At 67.7% G+C, this 17,150-nt stretch carries 13 protein-coding genes and 1 tRNA gene; 7 read left to right on the forward strand and 7 right to left on the reverse strand.

Annotated elements, in window-relative coordinates:
- Positions 1-410 precede the first annotated feature (410 nt).
- Positions 411-2,585, reverse strand: coding sequence for an HWE histidine kinase domain-containing protein (locus OXS49_RS01755; RefSeq protein WP_267421476.1), 2,175 nt, complete (start codon positions 2,583-2,585; stop codon positions 411-413).
- 97 nt (positions 2,586-2,682) lie between these two features.
- Positions 2,683-3,024: a SelT/SelW/SelH family protein gene (locus OXS49_RS01760; protein ID WP_267421479.1), complete on the reverse strand. Its 342-nt coding sequence runs from the start codon at positions 3,022-3,024 to the stop codon at positions 2,683-2,685.
- A 365-nt stretch (positions 3,025-3,389) separates the two neighbouring features.
- On the opposite strand from OXS49_RS01760, the gene OXS49_RS01765 reads away from it, so the two are divergent.
- Positions 3,390-3,464 (forward strand) — tRNA-Val (locus OXS49_RS01765).
- A gap of 141 nt (positions 3,465-3,605) precedes the next feature.
- Positions 3,606-5,138 (forward strand): acyl-CoA carboxylase subunit beta, encoded by a 1,533-nt coding sequence (locus OXS49_RS01770; RefSeq protein ID WP_244007588.1) that lies wholly within the window; start codon positions 3,606-3,608, stop codon positions 5,136-5,138.
- A 35-nt stretch (positions 5,139-5,173) separates the two neighbouring features.
- On the opposite strand, the gene OXS49_RS01775 is transcribed toward OXS49_RS01770, so the two are convergent.
- Positions 5,174-5,635, reverse strand: a complete 462-nt coding sequence (locus OXS49_RS01775; protein WP_244007586.1) for an ABC transporter ATPase — start codon at positions 5,633-5,635, stop codon at positions 5,174-5,176.
- A 96-nt stretch (positions 5,636-5,731) separates the two neighbouring features.
- On the reverse strand, positions 5,732-6,649 hold the full coding sequence (locus OXS49_RS01780) for a metallophosphoesterase (protein WP_267421205.1): 918 nt from the start codon (positions 6,647-6,649) through the stop codon (positions 5,732-5,734).
- A 186-nt stretch (positions 6,650-6,835) separates the two neighbouring features.
- Here OXS49_RS01780 and hemC point away from each other — a divergent pair, with 186 nt between their 5' ends.
- Positions 6,836-7,759 (forward strand): hydroxymethylbilane synthase, encoded by a 924-nt coding sequence (gene hemC, locus OXS49_RS01785; protein WP_267421207.1) that lies wholly within the window; start codon positions 6,836-6,838, stop codon positions 7,757-7,759.
- A 75-nt stretch (positions 7,760-7,834) separates the two neighbouring features.
- Here the strand turns inward: hemC and OXS49_RS01790 are convergent, their stop codons facing one another.
- The gene (locus OXS49_RS01790; protein ID WP_267421209.1) at positions 7,835-8,905 is read right to left on the reverse strand and encodes a phytoene/squalene synthase family protein; all 1,071 of its coding nucleotides are present in this window, start codon (positions 8,903-8,905) and stop codon (positions 7,835-7,837) included.
- A complete protein-coding gene (locus OXS49_RS01795; RefSeq protein WP_267421211.1) occupies positions 8,886-10,409 on the reverse strand; it encodes a phytoene desaturase in 1,524 nt (507 codons plus the stop codon). The genes OXS49_RS01790 and OXS49_RS01795 overlap by 20 nt, the downstream gene beginning before the upstream one ends.
- A gap of 213 nt (positions 10,410-10,622) precedes the next feature.
- Between OXS49_RS01795 and OXS49_RS01800 the strand changes: the two genes are divergently transcribed.
- The 3 genes from OXS49_RS01800 (at position 10,623) to OXS49_RS01810 (ending at position 13,424) form a co-directional block, all read left to right on the forward strand.
- Positions 10,623-11,594, forward strand: a complete 972-nt coding sequence (locus OXS49_RS01800) for a GDP-L-fucose synthase (protein ID WP_267421480.1) — start codon at positions 10,623-10,625, stop codon at positions 11,592-11,594.
- 129 nt (positions 11,595-11,723) lie between these two features.
- Positions 11,724-12,749 carry an SGNH/GDSL hydrolase family protein gene (locus tag OXS49_RS01805; RefSeq protein WP_267421212.1) on the forward strand — a complete coding sequence of 342 codons (1,026 nt, stop codon included), beginning with the start codon at positions 11,724-11,726 and terminating at the stop codon, positions 12,747-12,749.
- Between the two features lie 3 nt (positions 12,750-12,752).
- Positions 12,753-13,424 carry a GDSL-type esterase/lipase family protein gene (locus tag OXS49_RS01810; protein WP_244007572.1) on the forward strand — a complete coding sequence of 224 codons (672 nt, stop codon included), beginning with the start codon at positions 12,753-12,755 and terminating at the stop codon, positions 13,422-13,424.
- Here OXS49_RS01810 and ilvD read toward each other — a convergent pair whose 3' ends face one another.
- The gene (gene ilvD, locus OXS49_RS01815; RefSeq protein ID WP_267421213.1) at positions 13,425-15,254 is read right to left on the reverse strand and encodes a dihydroxy-acid dehydratase; all 1,830 of its coding nucleotides are present in this window, start codon (positions 15,252-15,254) and stop codon (positions 13,425-13,427) included.
- Positions 15,255-15,382: 128 nt separating this feature from the next.
- Between ilvD and ade the strand changes: the two genes are divergently transcribed.
- Positions 15,383-17,104 (forward strand): adenine deaminase, encoded by a 1,722-nt coding sequence (gene ade, locus OXS49_RS01820; RefSeq protein ID WP_267421216.1) that lies wholly within the window; start codon positions 15,383-15,385, stop codon positions 17,102-17,104.
- Positions 17,105-17,150: the final 46 nt, after the last annotated feature.

A 17,150-nucleotide genomic window follows, 5' to 3' on the forward strand; every position in this document is an offset into this window, starting at 1 on the left:
AACGTATCAAAAGAGCACCGCCTTTTCCCCTCCCCCCTCTGCGGAAGAGGGAGACGCGCGGAGCCGCCTTCGCCTCTCCGAGGGAAATGTATGCATCCCGTAGCCCGCTCGGGAGGGGCCAGAGGAGGAGCGCGCTTGCCCGGTGGCTTGATGATCCTGCAAACACCTTGAAAGGGGCTGGGCCGCGCCCGTTCGCTGGCTTTCAGGGCCGAGCCCTGACGTTCCTTGCCGAGGCTTTGTCCTGAACGCGCGAGAGGTCTCGATCCACTGCGGTCGTCCTCGCCGCGGCGCACCGCCCCCGGTAGACCATGCCGGACGGTCGTATCGCGCCGGACGGACTTGCCGAGAGACGCGTCACGCAACCGTGCATAACCCTGTCAGAGAAGCCGGTTCGAGAGCGGTCACCCCGCCTATCCCGCCAACGGCAGCGGCGCGATCCGCGCCGGCGCAGCGGCGCTCTTGCGGTCCAGCAGGCCCGGTGGCGGCACGGGCGCCTCGATGGTGCAGACCACGCCGGACGGTTCGTAGTTCAGCGTCACCGCGCCGGCCAGCTCGCGGGCCAGGCTGCGCTCGATCAGCCGGGAGCCGAAGCCGGTGCGGGTCGGCTTCTTGACCGGCGGCCCGCCGCGTTCGGACCAGCGGAGGTACAGAAGCGTCTCCTCCTCGCGCCGAACCGTCCACGCAATGTCCACCATGCCGCCATCGGCCGAGAGCGCGCCGTACTTCACCGCGTTGGTGCCCAGTTCGTGCAGCGCCATGGCGATCGACAGGGCCAGCCGCGGTGCCAGCCGCAGGGGCGGTCCGGTGACCCGGAACCGCGAGGCGCGGCCATCGCCGGATTCGAGCGGCCGGATCGCGTCCGCCACCACCGCCGACAGTTCGGCGCCCTCCCAGCTCTCGCGGGTGAGCACATCGTGAACCCGGGCCAGCGCCAGCAAGCGCGCTTCGAAGGCGGCACGCGCGGCATCGGCCTCCGCACCTTCGAGCCCGCGCAGGGACTGCACGGCGATCGACTGCACCGTGGCCAGGGTGTTCTTCACCCGGTGATTGAGTTCGTGGATCAGGAGCAGCAGGTGCTCCTCGGCGTTCTTCGCGTCGGTGATGTCGATGTTGCAGCCGGTATAGCCGAGGAAGTTCTGATCGTCGTCGAGGCGCGGCACGCCCTCGCAGCGCAGCCAGCGCGCGATTCGATCCCGGTCGAGCACGCGCACCTCGAGGCGGAACGGCACCCGCGCGTCGAACGCCTCCGAGAAGGCTGCTCGAAACGCTTCGAGATCATCCGGATGGATGATCCGCGCCCAGCCCTCCTCGGCGAGTCTCGCCGCCCTGATCCCGAACATGTGCTCGAAATGCAGATTGGCGAAGCTCACCGCGCCGGTCTCGTCGGTCATCCAGATCAGGGCCGGCGCCGAATCGGCCATGTGCCGAAACCGGGCCTCGCTCTCGCTGAGCGCCGTCAGGCCCCGCCGCGTCTCGGCGAGCGCAAGGTCGCGCTCCTCCTCGCGGGTGCGCAGGCGGAGCGAGGCCTCGGACAGGACGAGGGCGAGGCGCTGGATCTCGTGGACCGGCGAGGAGATCCGCGGGATGGCCTCACCCCGCGCCAGGGCGGGCCCCGTGGCGGCCAGCAGCCTCAAGGGGCGGGAGACCCGCGACCACAGATTGACGGCCAGCAGCGAGGACGTCGCAAGCACCAGCAGGCCGAAGCCCGCGAAGGCCCAGACCCAGCGGCGGACGCGCGCGTCGACCAGAGCCTGGGGGATACTGGTGGCGACCATCCAGCCGGTGAGGCGGGAGCGGGCCTCGATCACCACGACCGGCTTGTGCTGGCGGTCCTGGCCCTCCCAGACCCCCGGTGTCGCGGATTGGACCTGCCGGAGGCTCGCGAGCCGCGGGCGGCCCACCACCGCATCGGGATCGGGCAGCCGCGCCAGCACGATGCCGTTGCGGTCGCTGATGCCCGTCGTCCATCCCGGCACGACCTCACGCGACAGGATGCCCTGAAGGCGGGACAGCGGGACGGTGAAGCTCAGGATGTATCCGACCTCGCCGTCGATCATCACGGGCACGCCGACCGCGTAGGAGGCTTCGTTCGCGGAGGGACCCGGCACGAAGCCGCTCACCATGGCGCGCTGCGTGCCCTTCGCCAGCTCCTGATCGAAGGGCAGCCCCACGACCGGCAGCGGCGCACCGCGCGGCACGCCGGTATTGACCATCGCCTGGCCGTTCGGCCGCCTGAGCAAGACATCGAGATCGATGGACTCACGAACGAGCCGCGCCTGCGCGTCGAACGCTTCGAAATCGCCCTGGCGGATCCGCGGCGATGTGGCCAGCGTCTGCAGCACTGAGACGAGACCCGCCGTATCGCGGTCCAGCGACAGGCCGATGCCGCGCACGTTCTCACGCGCGTCCTGCTCGAAGCGCGCCCGCTCGGCCGACGCGTAGCGCATCAGCAGAATGCCGGTGAACAGGAGGCCCGGCCCGATCAGTGCCACGACGAGGGCGATCAGATAGACCTGCGTCGAGAATCCGTTGCCGGCGAAACGGTGAAGCCGCCGAGACAGCCAGGACCGGCGTGCGGGGATCACCGCCGGGACGTCGCCGCCCCCGGCCTGCCGCTGCGGACTCAAGCGGGGCCCGTCCCCGGCCCGCGGTGCCCCGCAGGCTCCTCGCCGTTCCCTCGCCTCATGGCCGGTCGATATGGCCGAGATCGCGCGCCGGGTCGAGGTGGTCTCGCACCCGCTGTTTGAGCGCCTTCACGTCGGGAAAGCCGCCATCGCGCACCCGCTCCCACACCAAAGCCGTGCCGATCTCGATGCGGAACGCGCCGCCCGAGGCCGGGATCAACGCGACCTCCCCAAGATCGTCGCGGAAGGTGGAGAGAAGCTCCTGCGCCATCCACGCGGATCGCAGAAGCCAGTTGCATTGCGTGCAGTAGGTGATCGCCACGCGCGGCCGTTGCGCCCGGCTCGCGCTGTCCGACGTCACGTCGCTACCGGGATTCACGCCCGCTGGCCCCTCGTGCATCCCGGCACAGCGCACCGGGGCGGCGAACTTGTCAACCATGGGACGCGGAAGAACCTGCGACTTGGGCGTCGCCGGGGCCGTGTCGGCGATGTCGTGAGCCGCCTATGCGTCATGGCTGTCGTGAAAGGTTCTGTTCCGCTTCACTGGTTCGGATGGATAGTGTGCAGGACGAGATCCAGTTTTTCCGGTCGCAGTCGCGAGCGCTGGCTCAAAGCTCGCCCTCCGTGATCGACCGCGTCCACCGGCCAAGCGCAAGAACATCGCGAACCGCGCTTGACGTTCTGGCCCGCCGCGCCCTAGAAGGCCCGCCACCGGTTCGCCGCGCTGGAAAAGCGCGACCGACACGTCTGCCTTGACGCCGGTACGGACGGTTAGCACAGCGGTAGTGCGTTCCCTTCACACGGGAAAGGTCGCAGGTTCGATCCCTGCACCGTCCACCATATCCCCTCAAAGCTCTGACAAACATGTCGGTTTGCCACCCGTAAGGCCCGTGCTAAGGCCGGATCATCGGCGAATGCACAAGCTTGGACCCGGCCCGAACCGGGTCGCAGGTTACCGGCAGGGGAAGGGCGGAAACAGCGATGAAGGATATCCTCGACAAGCTCGAAGAGCGCCGGGCGCAGGCTCGTCTCGGCGGTGGTGAGAGGCGCGTCGAGGCGCAGCACAATCGCGGCAAGCTCACCGCAAGGGAGCGCATCGAACTCCTCCTAGACCATGGGTCGTTCGAGGAATTCGACATGTTCGTGCAGCACCGCTCCACGGATTTCGGCATGGAAAGCCAGAAGATCCCAGGCGACGGCGTGGTGACCGGCTGGGGTACGATCAACGGCCGGACCGTGTTCCTGTTCTCCAAGGACTTCACGGTGTTCGGCGGCTCCCTGTCTGAGGCCCACGCGCAGAAGATCGTGAAGGTCCAGGACATGGCGCTGAAGATGCGCGCCCCGATCATCGGCATCTTCGATGCCGGCGGCGCGCGCATCCAGGAAGGCGTCGCGGCGCTCGGCGGCTACGGCGAGGTGTTCCGCCGCAATGTCATGGCCTCCGGCGTCATTCCGCAGATCTCGGTGATCATGGGCCCGTGCGCAGGCGGCGACGTCTATTCGCCGGCCATGACCGACTTCATCTTCATGGTCCGCGACACGAGCTACATGTTCGTCACCGGCCCCGACGTGGTGAAGACCGTGACCAACGAGGTCGTGACCGCCGAGGAGCTGGGCGGCGCCAAGGTCCACACCACCAAGTCGTCGATCGCGGACGGCTCGTTCGAAAACGACGTGGAGGCGATCCTCCAGATCCGCCGTCTGCTCGACTTCCTGCCGGCCAACAACATCGACGGCGTGCCGGAACTCACGAGCTTCGACGATGTCGAGCGGCTCGATTCGTCCCTCGACACGCTGATTCCCGACAACCCGAACAAGCCCTACGACATGGGCGAGCTGATCCGCCGCGTCGTGGACGAGGGCGACTTCTTCGAGATCCAGGCGACCTACGCGCGCAACATCATCACCGGCTTTGCCCGGATCGAGGGGCGGACCGTCGGCTTCGTCGCCAACCAGCCCCTGGTCTTGGCGGGCGTGCTCGATTCGGATGCTTCGCGGAAAGCCGCGCGCTTCGTGCGCTTTTGCAACGCCTTCGGAATCCCGATCGTGACCTTCGTGGATGTGCCGGGCTTCCTGCCGGGCACAGCGCAGGAATATGGCGGCCTGATCAAGCATGGCGCAAAGCTGCTCTTCGCCTACTCACAGGCGACCGTGCCGCTGGTGACGATCATCACCCGCAAGGCCTTCGGCGGGGCCTACGACGTGATGGCGTCCAAGCATGTCGGCGCAGACGTCAACTACGCATGGCCGACCGCCCAGATCGCCGTGATGGGCGCCAAGGGTGCGGTGGAGATCATCTTCCGCAGCGAGTTGGGTGACCCCGAGAAGATCGCGGCGCGGACAGGCGAATACGAGGATCGGTTCCTGTCGCCGTTCGTGGCGGCCGAGCGCGGCTACATCGACGAGGTGATCATGCCGCATTCCACCCGGCGCCGGGTCGCCCGGGCGCTCGGCATGCTGCGTACCAAGAAGATGGAGCAGCCCTGGAAGAAGCACGACAACATCCCGCTCTGAGGGGGACAGCGAACCGGCGATGCGTGCCGCCGGCCTCAGCTCCGATCGCTGTGCTCGATCACGGCGCAGAGGGTCAGGGGTCCCTTGTCGGGCGAGACCATCGCCGAACACGTGATCCGGGCACCGCCGAGATCGACGTTGCTGTGGCGGAGCCGAACCGCGGCTGCCTGAGCCTTGTGCGCGGCTTCGGTGATCACCTGGGCATCGATCCCGGTCACGGCATGCCCGGCGTGACCGAACGTGTCGTAATAGGTATCGGGCGGATTCGCGCCGCGATACTGCGCGCCGACGGAGGAGAAGTCCGGTCCGCCGCAGGCCAACGTCAGCGTCATGTCGGGACTGGCTGAGAAGCTGGCGTAATCGCTGCGGCGCTCGGTCGCCTGCGCCGATGTCTCGGATGTGACGCGGTCGATGAGTGTGTCGCAGGATTGGGCCCGGGCGGATCCGGACGCCGCGACGAGGCAGGAAAGGGCGAAGAGTGGTATAAGGGCGCGCATGGCAGGCAGGTAGCGCGGCGTGCAGCGGACGACGAGCGGCGCGTCATTCGGGCGCGGAGCTGGTGCATCGCAGCCCTTCGACTCCCCCGAGGTCGCTCAGGCGTCAGGCGCCGGGGCGGTCTGCCCGAGTTCGAGGAGCACGATCTCCGGCGGCACACCAAGCCGCACCGGGATCCGGCTCATGCCGAAACCGCCGGACACGATCATGTGGCGCCGGTCCTGCACGATGTGCCCGTACGCGTAATCATGGCCTTGGACCTTGCGGATCGCGGGCGAGCGTCCGAACATCCGCACCTGTCCACCGTGGGTATGCCCGGCCAGGGTCAGTGAGAATCGGTCCGGAAGGGTGGCGAAGATGTCGGGTTCATGCGCCATCAGGATCACCGGCGCCGAATCGGTAATCGCCGCCAGCGTGCGCGGCACGTCCGCATGGCTGAGCGTCTTCCAGCTACCCATGAAGGGCTGCTGGTCGGCGAGGCCGGCCAGCCAGAACGGGCGTCCGTCCTTGATCAGGCGGACGGCCTGATTCTCCATCACCGGAATTCCCCGCGCCTCCAGCAAACGCTTGGCTGCGGGCGTCCCGCTGCGGGCTGCCTGGACGGTCTCATCATCCCACCAATCGTGATTGCCGAGGATCGCGTGCGTGCCCAGTGGGGCCTTCAGCTCCGCCATCATCCGGGCGAACTGGGTAAGTGGCAGCTTCCGCCATGCGATGAAACCCGCTGGGTAATCGCCGAGCAGAAGCACGAGGTCGGGCTTGAGCGCATTGGTGGCGTCGACGATCTCGGCCACCCGGTCGAACGGCATGTAGGGCTCGCAGATATGGAAATCTGCGAGCACCGCCACGCGCAGGCGCAGAGCCGGATCCCAGCGCGGGAGGGCCGGCGCGTAGGAGGTCACGACGAGGCGGCGCAGCGGCTCGATATCGAGCGCATAGACGCCCGTCGCCGCCGTCAGACCGAGTCCCGCTCCGAGGCCGGTCAGGAACTGCCGTCGGCTCGGCAGAGTCAGCATCGCGCCATGTCCGTTCGCTCTGTCGTGTGCCGAAGTTCCGTTAGGCATGCAGTCCGGCGAAAGCGGGGCGTCGCCACCGGCCTTAATGCAACACGGCCGGTTCAAGAAACCTGAATACCCCTGACCGCAGCGTGACAGGCGGTCTATAAGACCCTGACCCATCCACCCAAGAAGATCCGAAGACAGATGTTGAACCGTCCCTTGCGCATCGGCACCCGCGGCTCACCGATGGCGCTCGCGCAGACCGGGATGGTGCGCGATCAGATCGTCGCGGCCAATCCAGGTCTGGAAACCGAACTCGTTGTCGTCACCACCGTGGCCGACAAGATCCTAGATCGGCCGCTTTCCGAGATCGGTGGCAAGGGGCTGTTCACGAAGGAGCTGGAACAGGCCCTGTTCGCCCAAGAGGTCGATATCGCGGTCCACTCCATGAAGGACGTGGAAACTTGGCTCCCCGACGGTTTGATCATCGCCTGTATCCTGAAGCGCGACGATCCCCGGGACGCCTTCCTGTCACCGCATGCCGACGGTCTAGCCGGGCTGCCCGCGGGGGCTCGGGTCGGCACCTCGTCGTTGCGCCGGGGTGCCCAGGTTCTGATGCGCCGCCCGGATCTGCAGGTGGTGCCGCTGCGCGGCAACGCCAACACGAGGATGCGCAAGCTCGAAGCGGGCGAGTGCGACGCGACCCTGCTGGCCCTGGCCGGCCTCGAGCGTCTCGGGCTCGAACACATGGCCCGCAGCATTCTCAGCGTGGAGGAGATGCTGCCGGCCGTGGCGCAGGGTGCACTCGGCATCGAGTGTCGCGCGGCGGACGGCGCGGTCCGCGATGTGCTGGCGCCGATCGCCTGCGCCCGGACCACGACCGCTATCACCGCCGAGCGCGCCCTCCTGGCCGAGCTCGATGGGTCCTGCCGGACGCCGATCGCCGCTCTCGCGCGAATCGAGGGCGAGACCCTGTCGCTCGACGGCCTACTGTTCCTGCCGGACGGGAGCCGGCACTGGTCGGTGTCGCGCCAGGGACCCGCTGCCGAGGCCGAGCGGATCGGCCGTGAGGCCGGCGCGGCCCTCAAGGCCGATGCGGGCGAGACCTACACGCGCGATCTCAAATAGGACGGTGCTCGCCTCCCCCCTGCCCTTCCTGGGGAGGCGAGCACGTCAGATCAGGGCGTTGAATTTCGCGGCGGCTCAGGACGGCGCGGATCGGCCGAAGGCTTCCCGCTCACGCATCCGTTCGATGAGATCGAGGACGTGGACGACCCGGCCAGTCACGTTCCACCACGGACGCAACGCGGGCCGATTGTCCCGAGAGCTTGGCGGTTGCTGCGCGACCGCCTGGATCAGGAACAGCGTCTGCGGCAGCGCAGGAGCGGCAAAATCCACTTCGTCCGCCGAAGCCCGAAGCGACCGGGCGATCAGCGCGAGCTTGCGGGTACCGCTGACGCGGGCACGGCGAGTGACCGTGTCGTGGTTGGCGATTGCGATCTCGCGCCCGATCTCACGGTAGATCAGGCCTGCGGCGCGGATGGCCGGCCGGCACCGCGGCGGAAGCTGGGCGATCCCGGCTTCGGCGCGGCGGTACAGTCCGTCAGCCTCGGTTAACAGCCGTGCGACGAGGCCGGCGAGCGCCGGGCTCGGCCGGGGATCGGCCAGGAATGCGTCGGGGTCGAGCCCGGCCGCCCGCATCCAATCGAGCGGCAGGTAAATCCGGCCCATGCGGGCATCCTCGCCGACGTCGCGGGCGATGTTGGTGAGCTGCATCGCGGCCCCGAGGTCGCAGGCGCGGGCCAGGGCCTCGGGCGTGCGCACGCCCATGATCAGCGCCATCATCGCGCCGACCGAGCCGGCCACCCGCGCCCCGTAGGCGTGGAGCGCGTCGAGATCGGCGTAAAACCGCCCCTCGGCATCCCAGGCCAAACCCTCGATGAGCGCGCGGGGCAGCGCCTCTGGAATCGCGAAGGCGGTGACGATCTCCGCGAAGGCCCGGTCGGCGGGGGTGTCGGCGGGTTCGCCAGCATAGGCTCTGCCGATCCGGTGATCAAGGCGGGCCACAGCGGCGTGACGGGCCGCCGCGCTCGGCGCCTCGTCGACGAGATCATCCGAGTAGCGGCAGAACGCATAGAGACCGTAAGCCGCCTCGCGGACCTCCCCGGGCAGGAGCTGCCCGGCCGCGAAGAAGCTCTTGGAGCCGTGACGGATCGCGACCCGACAGGCGGTCCGGTCGGCGGCGGCGGCGAATTCAGGCGGTAACGCGGGCATCGGGAACCACGCTGTCGAGGACGCGGGCGGAGGAGAGCACGCCGGGCAAGCCGGCGCCGGGATGCGTACCCGCTCCGACCAAGTAGAGATTGCGCACATGGCCGTCGCGGTTGTGCGGGCGGAACCATGCGGATTGCGTCAGCACCGGCTCCAGCCCGAAGCCGGAACCGCGATAGCTCAGGAAGTCGTCCTGAAAGTCCTGAGGCGTCGTCACCCGGGAGGTCACGATCGCATCCGTCAGACCCGGGAGCAGACTCGTCTCCAGGATCCGGGCGATCCGGCGCCGGTACGAGTCCGCGAGCGTCTGCCAGTCCTGTCCGCCAGCGAGGTTCGGTACCGGCGCCAGCACGTAGAAGGCATCGCATCCCGGCGGCGCGAGGCTCGGATCGGTCGCGGTGGGCCGATGCAAGTAGAGGCTCGCATCCTCGGCCAGGACCTTGCGGTCGAAGATGTCGGACAACAGCCCGCGATAGCGCGGTCCCAGCAGGATCGTGTGGTGATCCACCTCTGGGTAGCGGCGCTTCGTGCCGAAATACCAGACGAACAGGCCCATGGAAGAACGGGCGCGACGAAACCGACCCGGGCTCCAGCGTTGCGCCTCTGGCAGAAGGCGCGCATGCGTCACCGCCGAATCGGCGTTCGAGACCACGAGATCGGCCGCGATCGTCTCGCCGCCTTGAAGCTCGACCCCGGTCGCCGTGCCGTTCTCGACGCGGATGCGCGCGACCTCCGCACCGAGCCGAACACGTCCGCGCTGGCTGCGGATCAGGCGCACCAGCCCGTCGACGAGCTGTCCGGTGCCGCCCATGGCGAAATGGACGCCCCAGCGGCGCTCGAGATCCGCGATCAGGCAGTAGATCGCGCTGGCCTGGAACGGATTCCCGCCGATGAGCAGCGGATGGAAGCTGAACACCGTGCGCAGTCGCTCGTCGCGGATGAAGCGCGCCACCACATTGTATACAGAGCGGTGGCCCGACAGGCGGATCAGGTCCGGGGCGATCTTCAGCATCGCCCCGATCCGCCCGAACGGGACATGGCCGAGCCGCTCGAATCCGATCTCGCAGACGGCCCGGCTGTGGGCCATGAAGCGCTCGTAACCGGCAACGTCGTCCGGCGCGAAGCGGGCGACCTCGGCACGCATGCGGTCGGGATCGCCGCTATAGGCGAAGGACGATCCGTCCGCGAATTGGATCCGATAGAACGGGTCCATCGGGACCAGCGTCACGTCGTCGGATAGGCGCCGTCCGGCCAGCGTCCAAAGCTCCTCGAACAGCTGGGGCGCGGTGACGATGGTGGGTCCGGCATCGAAGGTAAACCCGTCCTGCCGGTGGACCCGCGCGCGGCCTCCCGCCTGTTCCAGGCGCTCCAGCAGCGTCACACGGTAACCGCGGGCGCCGAGCCGGACGCCCGCGGCGAGACCGCCGAAGCCCGAGCCAATGACCACGGCATGCGGCCGCCGATCGCGGACCTGTTCAACGCTGTGATCGACCGCGAGTGTCAGCATGGCTTGACACTATGGCGGCGTTTCGATGGGACGCAAGGGCCTGGGCCCAACAAGCGTCACCATGTGCATCCGCGATAGGATCGGGCCGAGCTATGTGTGGATTGCGTCAAGCCGCTGCGCCGCAGAAATATTGCGCCCGCGCCACGATTCTTCGCCGGTTCGGCGCTATAGGGCCCCGACGACTCTGGGATCGGATAGGAAACGGGACGCGTGATGGACGATCGCGGTCAGACCATCTTCGTGGCGGGCCACCGGGGCATGGTCGGCTCGGCGATCGTGCGGTGCCTGCAGGCGCAGGGCCGCACGCGCATCCTCACGGCCGATCGGCAGAGCCTCGACTTGACCGATCAGGCCGCCGTGCGCCGCTTCTTCGCCGAGCAGCGCATCGATCAGGTCTACCTCGCCGCCGCCAAGGTCGGCGGCATCCACGCCAACAACACCTACCCGGCAGAATTCATTCACGACAACTTGGTGATTCAGACCAATGTCATCAACGCGGCCCATACGAGCGACGTCGACCGGCTGCTGTTCCTGGGCTCGTCCTGCATCTATCCCAAGTTCGCCGAGCAGCCGATGCGCGAGGACGCGCTGTTGACCGGTCTGCTGGAGCCGACCAACGAGCCCTACGCGATCGCCAAGATCGCCGGCATCAAGATGTGCGAGAGTTACAATCGCCAGTACGGGCGGCGCTATCGCAGCGTGATGCCGACCAACCTGTACGGGCCCAACGACAATTTTCACCCCGACAACGCCCACGTGCTGCCCGCGCTGATGCGCCGCCTGCACGAGGCGAAGGCGGCGGGCCGAGACAGCGTCGCGGTCTGGGGCACGGGCCGGGCGATGCGCGAGTTTCTGCACGTGGACGACATGGCGCGCGCCAGCGTGTTCGTGATGGGCATGGACGATGCGGTCTACGCGGCCAACACGCACCCGAACCTGTCGCACATCAATGTCGGCAGCGGAGTGGACTGCACGATCGCCGATCTGGTGCAGATGCTGGCGCGAGTGATTGGCTATGAGGGCCGCCTCACATTCGATGTGACTAAGCCGGACGGCGCGCCGCGCAAACTGATGGACATGTCGCGGCTGGCCGCGATGGGCTGGCGGCCGGAGATCGGCTTGGAAGACGGCCTGCGCCAGACCTACGGCTGGTTCCTCGAACATCAAGCCGAAATTCGCGGCTAGGGCCCTCTTTGCTGCAGCGGCAATCGGTTCGACGCACGAGGGCGCGCTGCAATAGGGTCCTCAGAGCGCCCTCCCCGGCGGACGCCGCCGCAATCACGCCAATCGATCAACCGGCAGGAGAGAGGGACCATGGCCCAGGGGCCGTCCGACGCCGACGAACACGCCCGACGGCAGAAGTTCGTGAAGACATTCCAGAATTTCGACGCGCGAACGCGTTTCCCGGCCCCCTACGTTCAGTTCGCGGGGAAGCCGTTGACTGCCCTGCCGGAAAAAGGATGGCGCTACGACGGCCTCGGTTATTTCAACACGGCCCACGCGGAGGCACGGCCCGCCTCGGAGACGCTGCGCGTCTTCGTCGTTGGCGACAGCACGCTTGTCGACGGGCAGGTCTTCGCCGACACGGTGCCTGGGCGGTTGGAAACGGGGCTGAAGCGGGTCCACGGCGAAGGTGCGCGCGTCTATAACTTTGGTGCGATCTCAGCCTGCCTGAACCAGATGATTGCTCTGATCACGACCCGACTGATGGATCTTCAGCCGGACGTGATCCTGATCGTCGGCGGCGGAACCGATATCTTCCAGCCGTGGAGCTTCGATCCGCGGGCCGGTTTTCCGTTCAATCACTTCATCAATGAATGCCTGCACGATTTCGTCTTGGATTCCGGGCGAACCGAGGCCGAAACGGAGCTGCTCTCCTATGAGAATTTGCAGGCGATGATCTTCAGTCGTCTTGAGAATCTGCGCGCGTTGACCAACTGGCAGTCGGACATCTGGGAATGGGAGGTGGTCCGCCAGTTCGAGTTGTCGCTGAAGCGTCTCACCCGTCTCGCCCCCGGCATCGGCGCGCCGACGCGCTTCTATCTTCAGCCTACCGTCGTTCGCAAAACCGAGCGTGTGGCCGAGGAAGCGAACGCCGCGTCCGGAACCTTTCTGGCCTATCTCGGCCGCCAGTACGACCGCTTCGAGGGCGTGCTCGGCCGCCTCGAACTCGCGACCGACGCGCCTTTCACGGTGCGCGACCTGAGCCGGCTGTTCGAAACCGATGGCCGCTCCCTGTTCACCGACATCGTGCACGTGACGTCGGAGGGCCGGCAGATGATGGCGGACAGGCTTCAGGCGGACGTCGCCGAGATTCTCGGCATTGCGTCATCCGCCTGACCCATGGTGGCGCCGATCGTCTTCATCGGGGACTCGATCACCGAGCAATGGGGCAATCTCCGCGCCAAGACCTTCGCGGCCCACGATCTCATTTCCCGCGGCGGATCGGGCCAGACCGCGCGTTGGATCACCATGCGGTTCCGCCGCGATCTGGAGGAGACGGGTGCGAAGGGCGTCCATCTCCTCTGCGGGGTGAACGATATCGGCCGCAACGAGGGGGTGTTCGTGCCCGCCGACGAGATCGCCAGGATCATCGCCGGCATGCTCGACGAAGCGCGAGCCATGGGCGTGACGGCGTGGGTCGGCTCGATCATGCCGGCTGCCCGGATCCCGTGGAACCCGGAGGTGCCGGATGCTCCGGCGATGATCGCGGCGGTCAACACATGGCTGCGCGACCACGCGCATGAACACGGGGCGACCTACATCGATTACCATTCCGTGCTGGCTGACCCGAAGGGCGGCTTGCGCCGGGCCTACGGCACGGACGGGCTCCACCTGAATACCGCCGGCTACCGGGCGATCGAACCGCTGATGCTGGCTGCGTTGGGCCGCGTCCAGCCGGACGCCGCTGTCGCAGACGTGCGCAGGGCCGCGCGGGGGCGGATCGTCGGGCTCATCGTGGCAGCGGCGGCGGTTCTGGCCGCCGTCGCCACCCTGGCCCTGATGACCCGCTGATCAGACCCGGCGCACGGCCCCATGGGCTGCGCTGGTCGTGAGCATCGCGTAGGCGCGCAGGGCAGCGCTGACCTTACGCTTGCGGGGTTTCGCGGGCTGCCAGCCCGCTGCCGCCTGCGCGGCGCGGCGGCGGTCGAGTTCCCCTGCATCCACGTCGAGCCGGATGCTCCGGGCCGGGATGTCGATCGCGATGGCATCGCCGTCGCGCACCAAGCCGATCAGGCCGCCCTCGGCCGCCTCCGGAGAAACGTGGCCGATCGAGAGGCCGGAGGATCCGCCGGAGAACCGCCCATCCGTCATGAGGGCGCAGGCTTTCCCGAGGCCCTTCGATTTCAGGTAGCTCGTCGGGTAGAGCATCTCCTGCATGCCGGGGCCTCCGCGCGGGCCCTCGTAGCGGATCAGCACCACCTCGCCGGCCGTGACCTTGCCGTTGAGGATGCCGTCGACTGCCGCGTCCTGGCTTTCGAAAACCCGGGCCGTGCCGGTGAAGGTCAGTATCAAGGTATCGACGCCCGCGGTCTTCACGATGCAGCCCTGCTCGGCGAGGTTGCCGTAGAGCACCGCGAGGCCGCCATCCCGCGAATAGGCGTGCGCGGCATCGCGGATCACGCCGCCCGCGCGATCGATGTCGAGTTCGTCGGAGCGCGATTCCTGGCTGAACGCCACCTGGGTCGGCACGCCGCCGGGCGCGGCGCGGTAGAAGGTCTGGACCGAGGCGGACGGGGCACCGCGTACGTCCCAGCGGGCGAGCGCCCCGGCGAGAGTCCCGGCCGAGACGTTGCCCACCGTGGTATCGATCAGGCCGGCCCGGTCGAGTTCGCCCAGAATGCCCATGATGCCGCCGGCCCGGTGGACGTCCTCCATGTGAACGTTGGCCACCGCCGGGGCGACCTTGCACAGCACGGGGACCCGCCGCGACAGCCGGTCGATATCGGCCATCGTGAACGGCACCTCGCCCTCGTGGGCGGCGGCCAGCAGCTGCAGCGCCGTGTTGGTCGATCCGCCCATAGCGATGTCGAGCGTCATGGCGTTCTCGAAGGCCGTGAAGTTCGCCACCGCCCGCGGCAGCACGCTTGCGTCGTCCTGCTCGTAGTGGCGGCGGGCCAGATCGACGATGAGGTGGCCGGCCTCGATGAACAGGCGCTTGCGGTCGGCATGGGTGGCAAGCACCGAGCCGTTGCCCGGCAGGGCCAGCCCCAGTGCTTCGGTGAGGCAGTTCATCGAGTTCGCCGTGAACATGCCCGAACAGGAGCCGCAGGTTGGGCAGGCCGAGCGCTCGATGACCGCGACGTCTTCGTCGGAGATCCGATCGTCGGCGGCCGCAATCATGGCGTCGACGAGGTCGACCTTCCTGGCGATGCCCGGAAGTTGCACCTTGCCGGCCTCCATCGGGCCGCCTGAGACGAACACGGTCGGGATGTTTAGGCGTAGGGTCGCCATCAGCATACCGGGGGTGATCTTGTCGCAATTCGAGATGCACACCATCGCGTCGGCGCAATGCGCGTTGACCATGTACTCGACGGAATCGGCGATCAGCTCCCGCGATGGCAGCGAGTACAGCATCCCGTCGTGGCCCATCGCGATGCCGTCATCGACCGCGATCGTGTTGAACTCTTTGGCGACGCCGCCCGCCGCTTCGATCTCCCGGGCCACGAGCTGGCCGAGATCCTTCAGATGGACGTGGCCGGGCACGAACTGCGTGAACGAGTTCACGACCGCGATGATCGGCTTGCCGAAATCGGCATCCTTCATGCCGGTGGCGCGCCAGAGGCCACGGGCGCCGGCCATGTTGCGACCGTGGGTGGTGGTGCGGGAACGATAGGCGGGCATCGGCAGATTCGACCGTTTCAAGGGTGCTGGGCTTCTGCGCCCCCACTGGTCCGCCTGCAAGCGTCGCCGAGGGCCATGCATCCGTGGCATGCTCCCGGCGGATAGCGAAGCGAAGGCGACATCGCACGATGCAACAAACGGATTTCCTGCGGCGGGTCATCGATCAGGGAACGGGCCGCGCCGAGGCCGACCTCGTCCTCAAGGGCGGGCGGTTCCTCGATCTCGTCACCGGCGATCTCGTGGTGTCCGATATCGCAATCTGCGGCGACCGGATCGTCGGCACCTTCGGGACGTATCGCGGGCGGCGCGAGATCGACATCGCCGGCAAGATCGTGGTGCCGGGTTTCATCGACACGCATTTCCACGTCGAATCCTCGCTGATGCCGCCACAGGAATTCGAGCGGTGCGTCCTGCCGCACGGCGTCACCACGGGGATCTGCGATCCGCACGAGATGGCCAACGTCCTCGGGGTCGACGCCTTCGCGTGGTTTCTCGCCTCCGCGGAGACGCTGGCGATGGACCTGCGGATGCAGCTATCCTCCTGCGTCCCGGCCACCGACCATCTCGAGACCTCAGGCGCCCGGATCGGGGTCGCCGATCTCCTTCCCTTTGCCGCCCACCCGAAGGTAATCGGGTTGGCCGAATTCATGAACTTCCCAGGTGTGCTCGCGGGGGATCCGGGGGTGCTGGAGAAGCTTGCCGCCTTCCAGGGCCGGCACATCGACGGCCACGCCCCCCTCCTGCGCGGTGAACGTCTGAACGGCTACATCGCGGCCGGCATCCGTACGGAGCACGAGGCAACCACGCCCGCGGAAGCGCTCGAAAAGCTCTCGAAGGGCATGACCGTGCTGATCCGGGAGGGCTCGGTCTGCAAGGATCTGCACGCGCTGGCGCCAATCCTTACCGAGCGAACCGCGCCATTCCTGGCCTTCTGCACCGACGATCGGAACCCCCTCGACATCGCCGAGGAAGGACATCTCGACTTCATCATCCGCACGGCCATCGCGCTGGGCGCGCCGCCGCTTGCCGCCTACCGGGCCGCCTCGTGGTCGGCCGCGCGGGCCTTCGGCCTACACGATCGCGGCTTGGTGGCGCCCGGCCAGCGCGCCGACTTGGTCGTGCTCGATGATCTCGAAACCTGTGCGGTCTCCCGGGTCTTCGCAGCGGGCCGGCCGGTGGAAGAACCACTGTTCGCCGGCCGCCCATCGGTCGCCCCGATCGGCCGCAACAGCGTCAGGGCGCGGTCTGTCACGGCAGCGGATTTCAACGCGCCGGGTTCCGGACCGTCGACGCCGGTGATCGGCGTTGTCCCGGGCCAGATCATCACCTTGCGTCACGACCTGTCGCTGCCTTACGCGGGCGGCGAGCGGCACGTCGATCTCGCCCAGGACGTCATCAAGGTCGCGGTCGTGGAGCGCCACGGACGCACAGCGCCGGGCGCGCGCGGGATTGGCGTCGCCTTCGTGAAGGGGTTCGGCCTGCAACGGGGCGCAATCGCGTCCTCGGTCGGGCATGACAGCCACAACATCACGGTGGTCGGCGTCGAAGAGGCCGACATGGCAGTGGCGGTGAACCGCCTGGGGGAGATCGAGGGCGGCTTCGTGGTGGTGGAGGGCGGCCGCGTGCTGGCCGAGATCGCCCTACCGCTCGCTGGCCTCATGAGCCTGATGCCATCCGACGTGATCCGGACGGATCTTCTCACCCTGCGCGCCGCCGCGCAAAGCCTCGGCGTGGTGCTGCCCGAGCCGTTTCTCCAGGTGGCGTTCTTGCCGCTGCCGGTCATCCCGCACCTCAAGATCACCGATCGCGGCTTGGTGGATGTCGATCGGTTCTGCCTCATCGATCCTTGATTTTAGATTGCGCACAATCTAAATTGGGACTATCCAGAGGCTCGCC

The sequence above is a fragment of the Methylobacterium sp. GC_Met_2 genome (assembly GCF_026540795.1).
Taxonomy (GTDB): domain Bacteria; phylum Pseudomonadota; class Alphaproteobacteria; order Rhizobiales; family Beijerinckiaceae; genus Methylobacterium.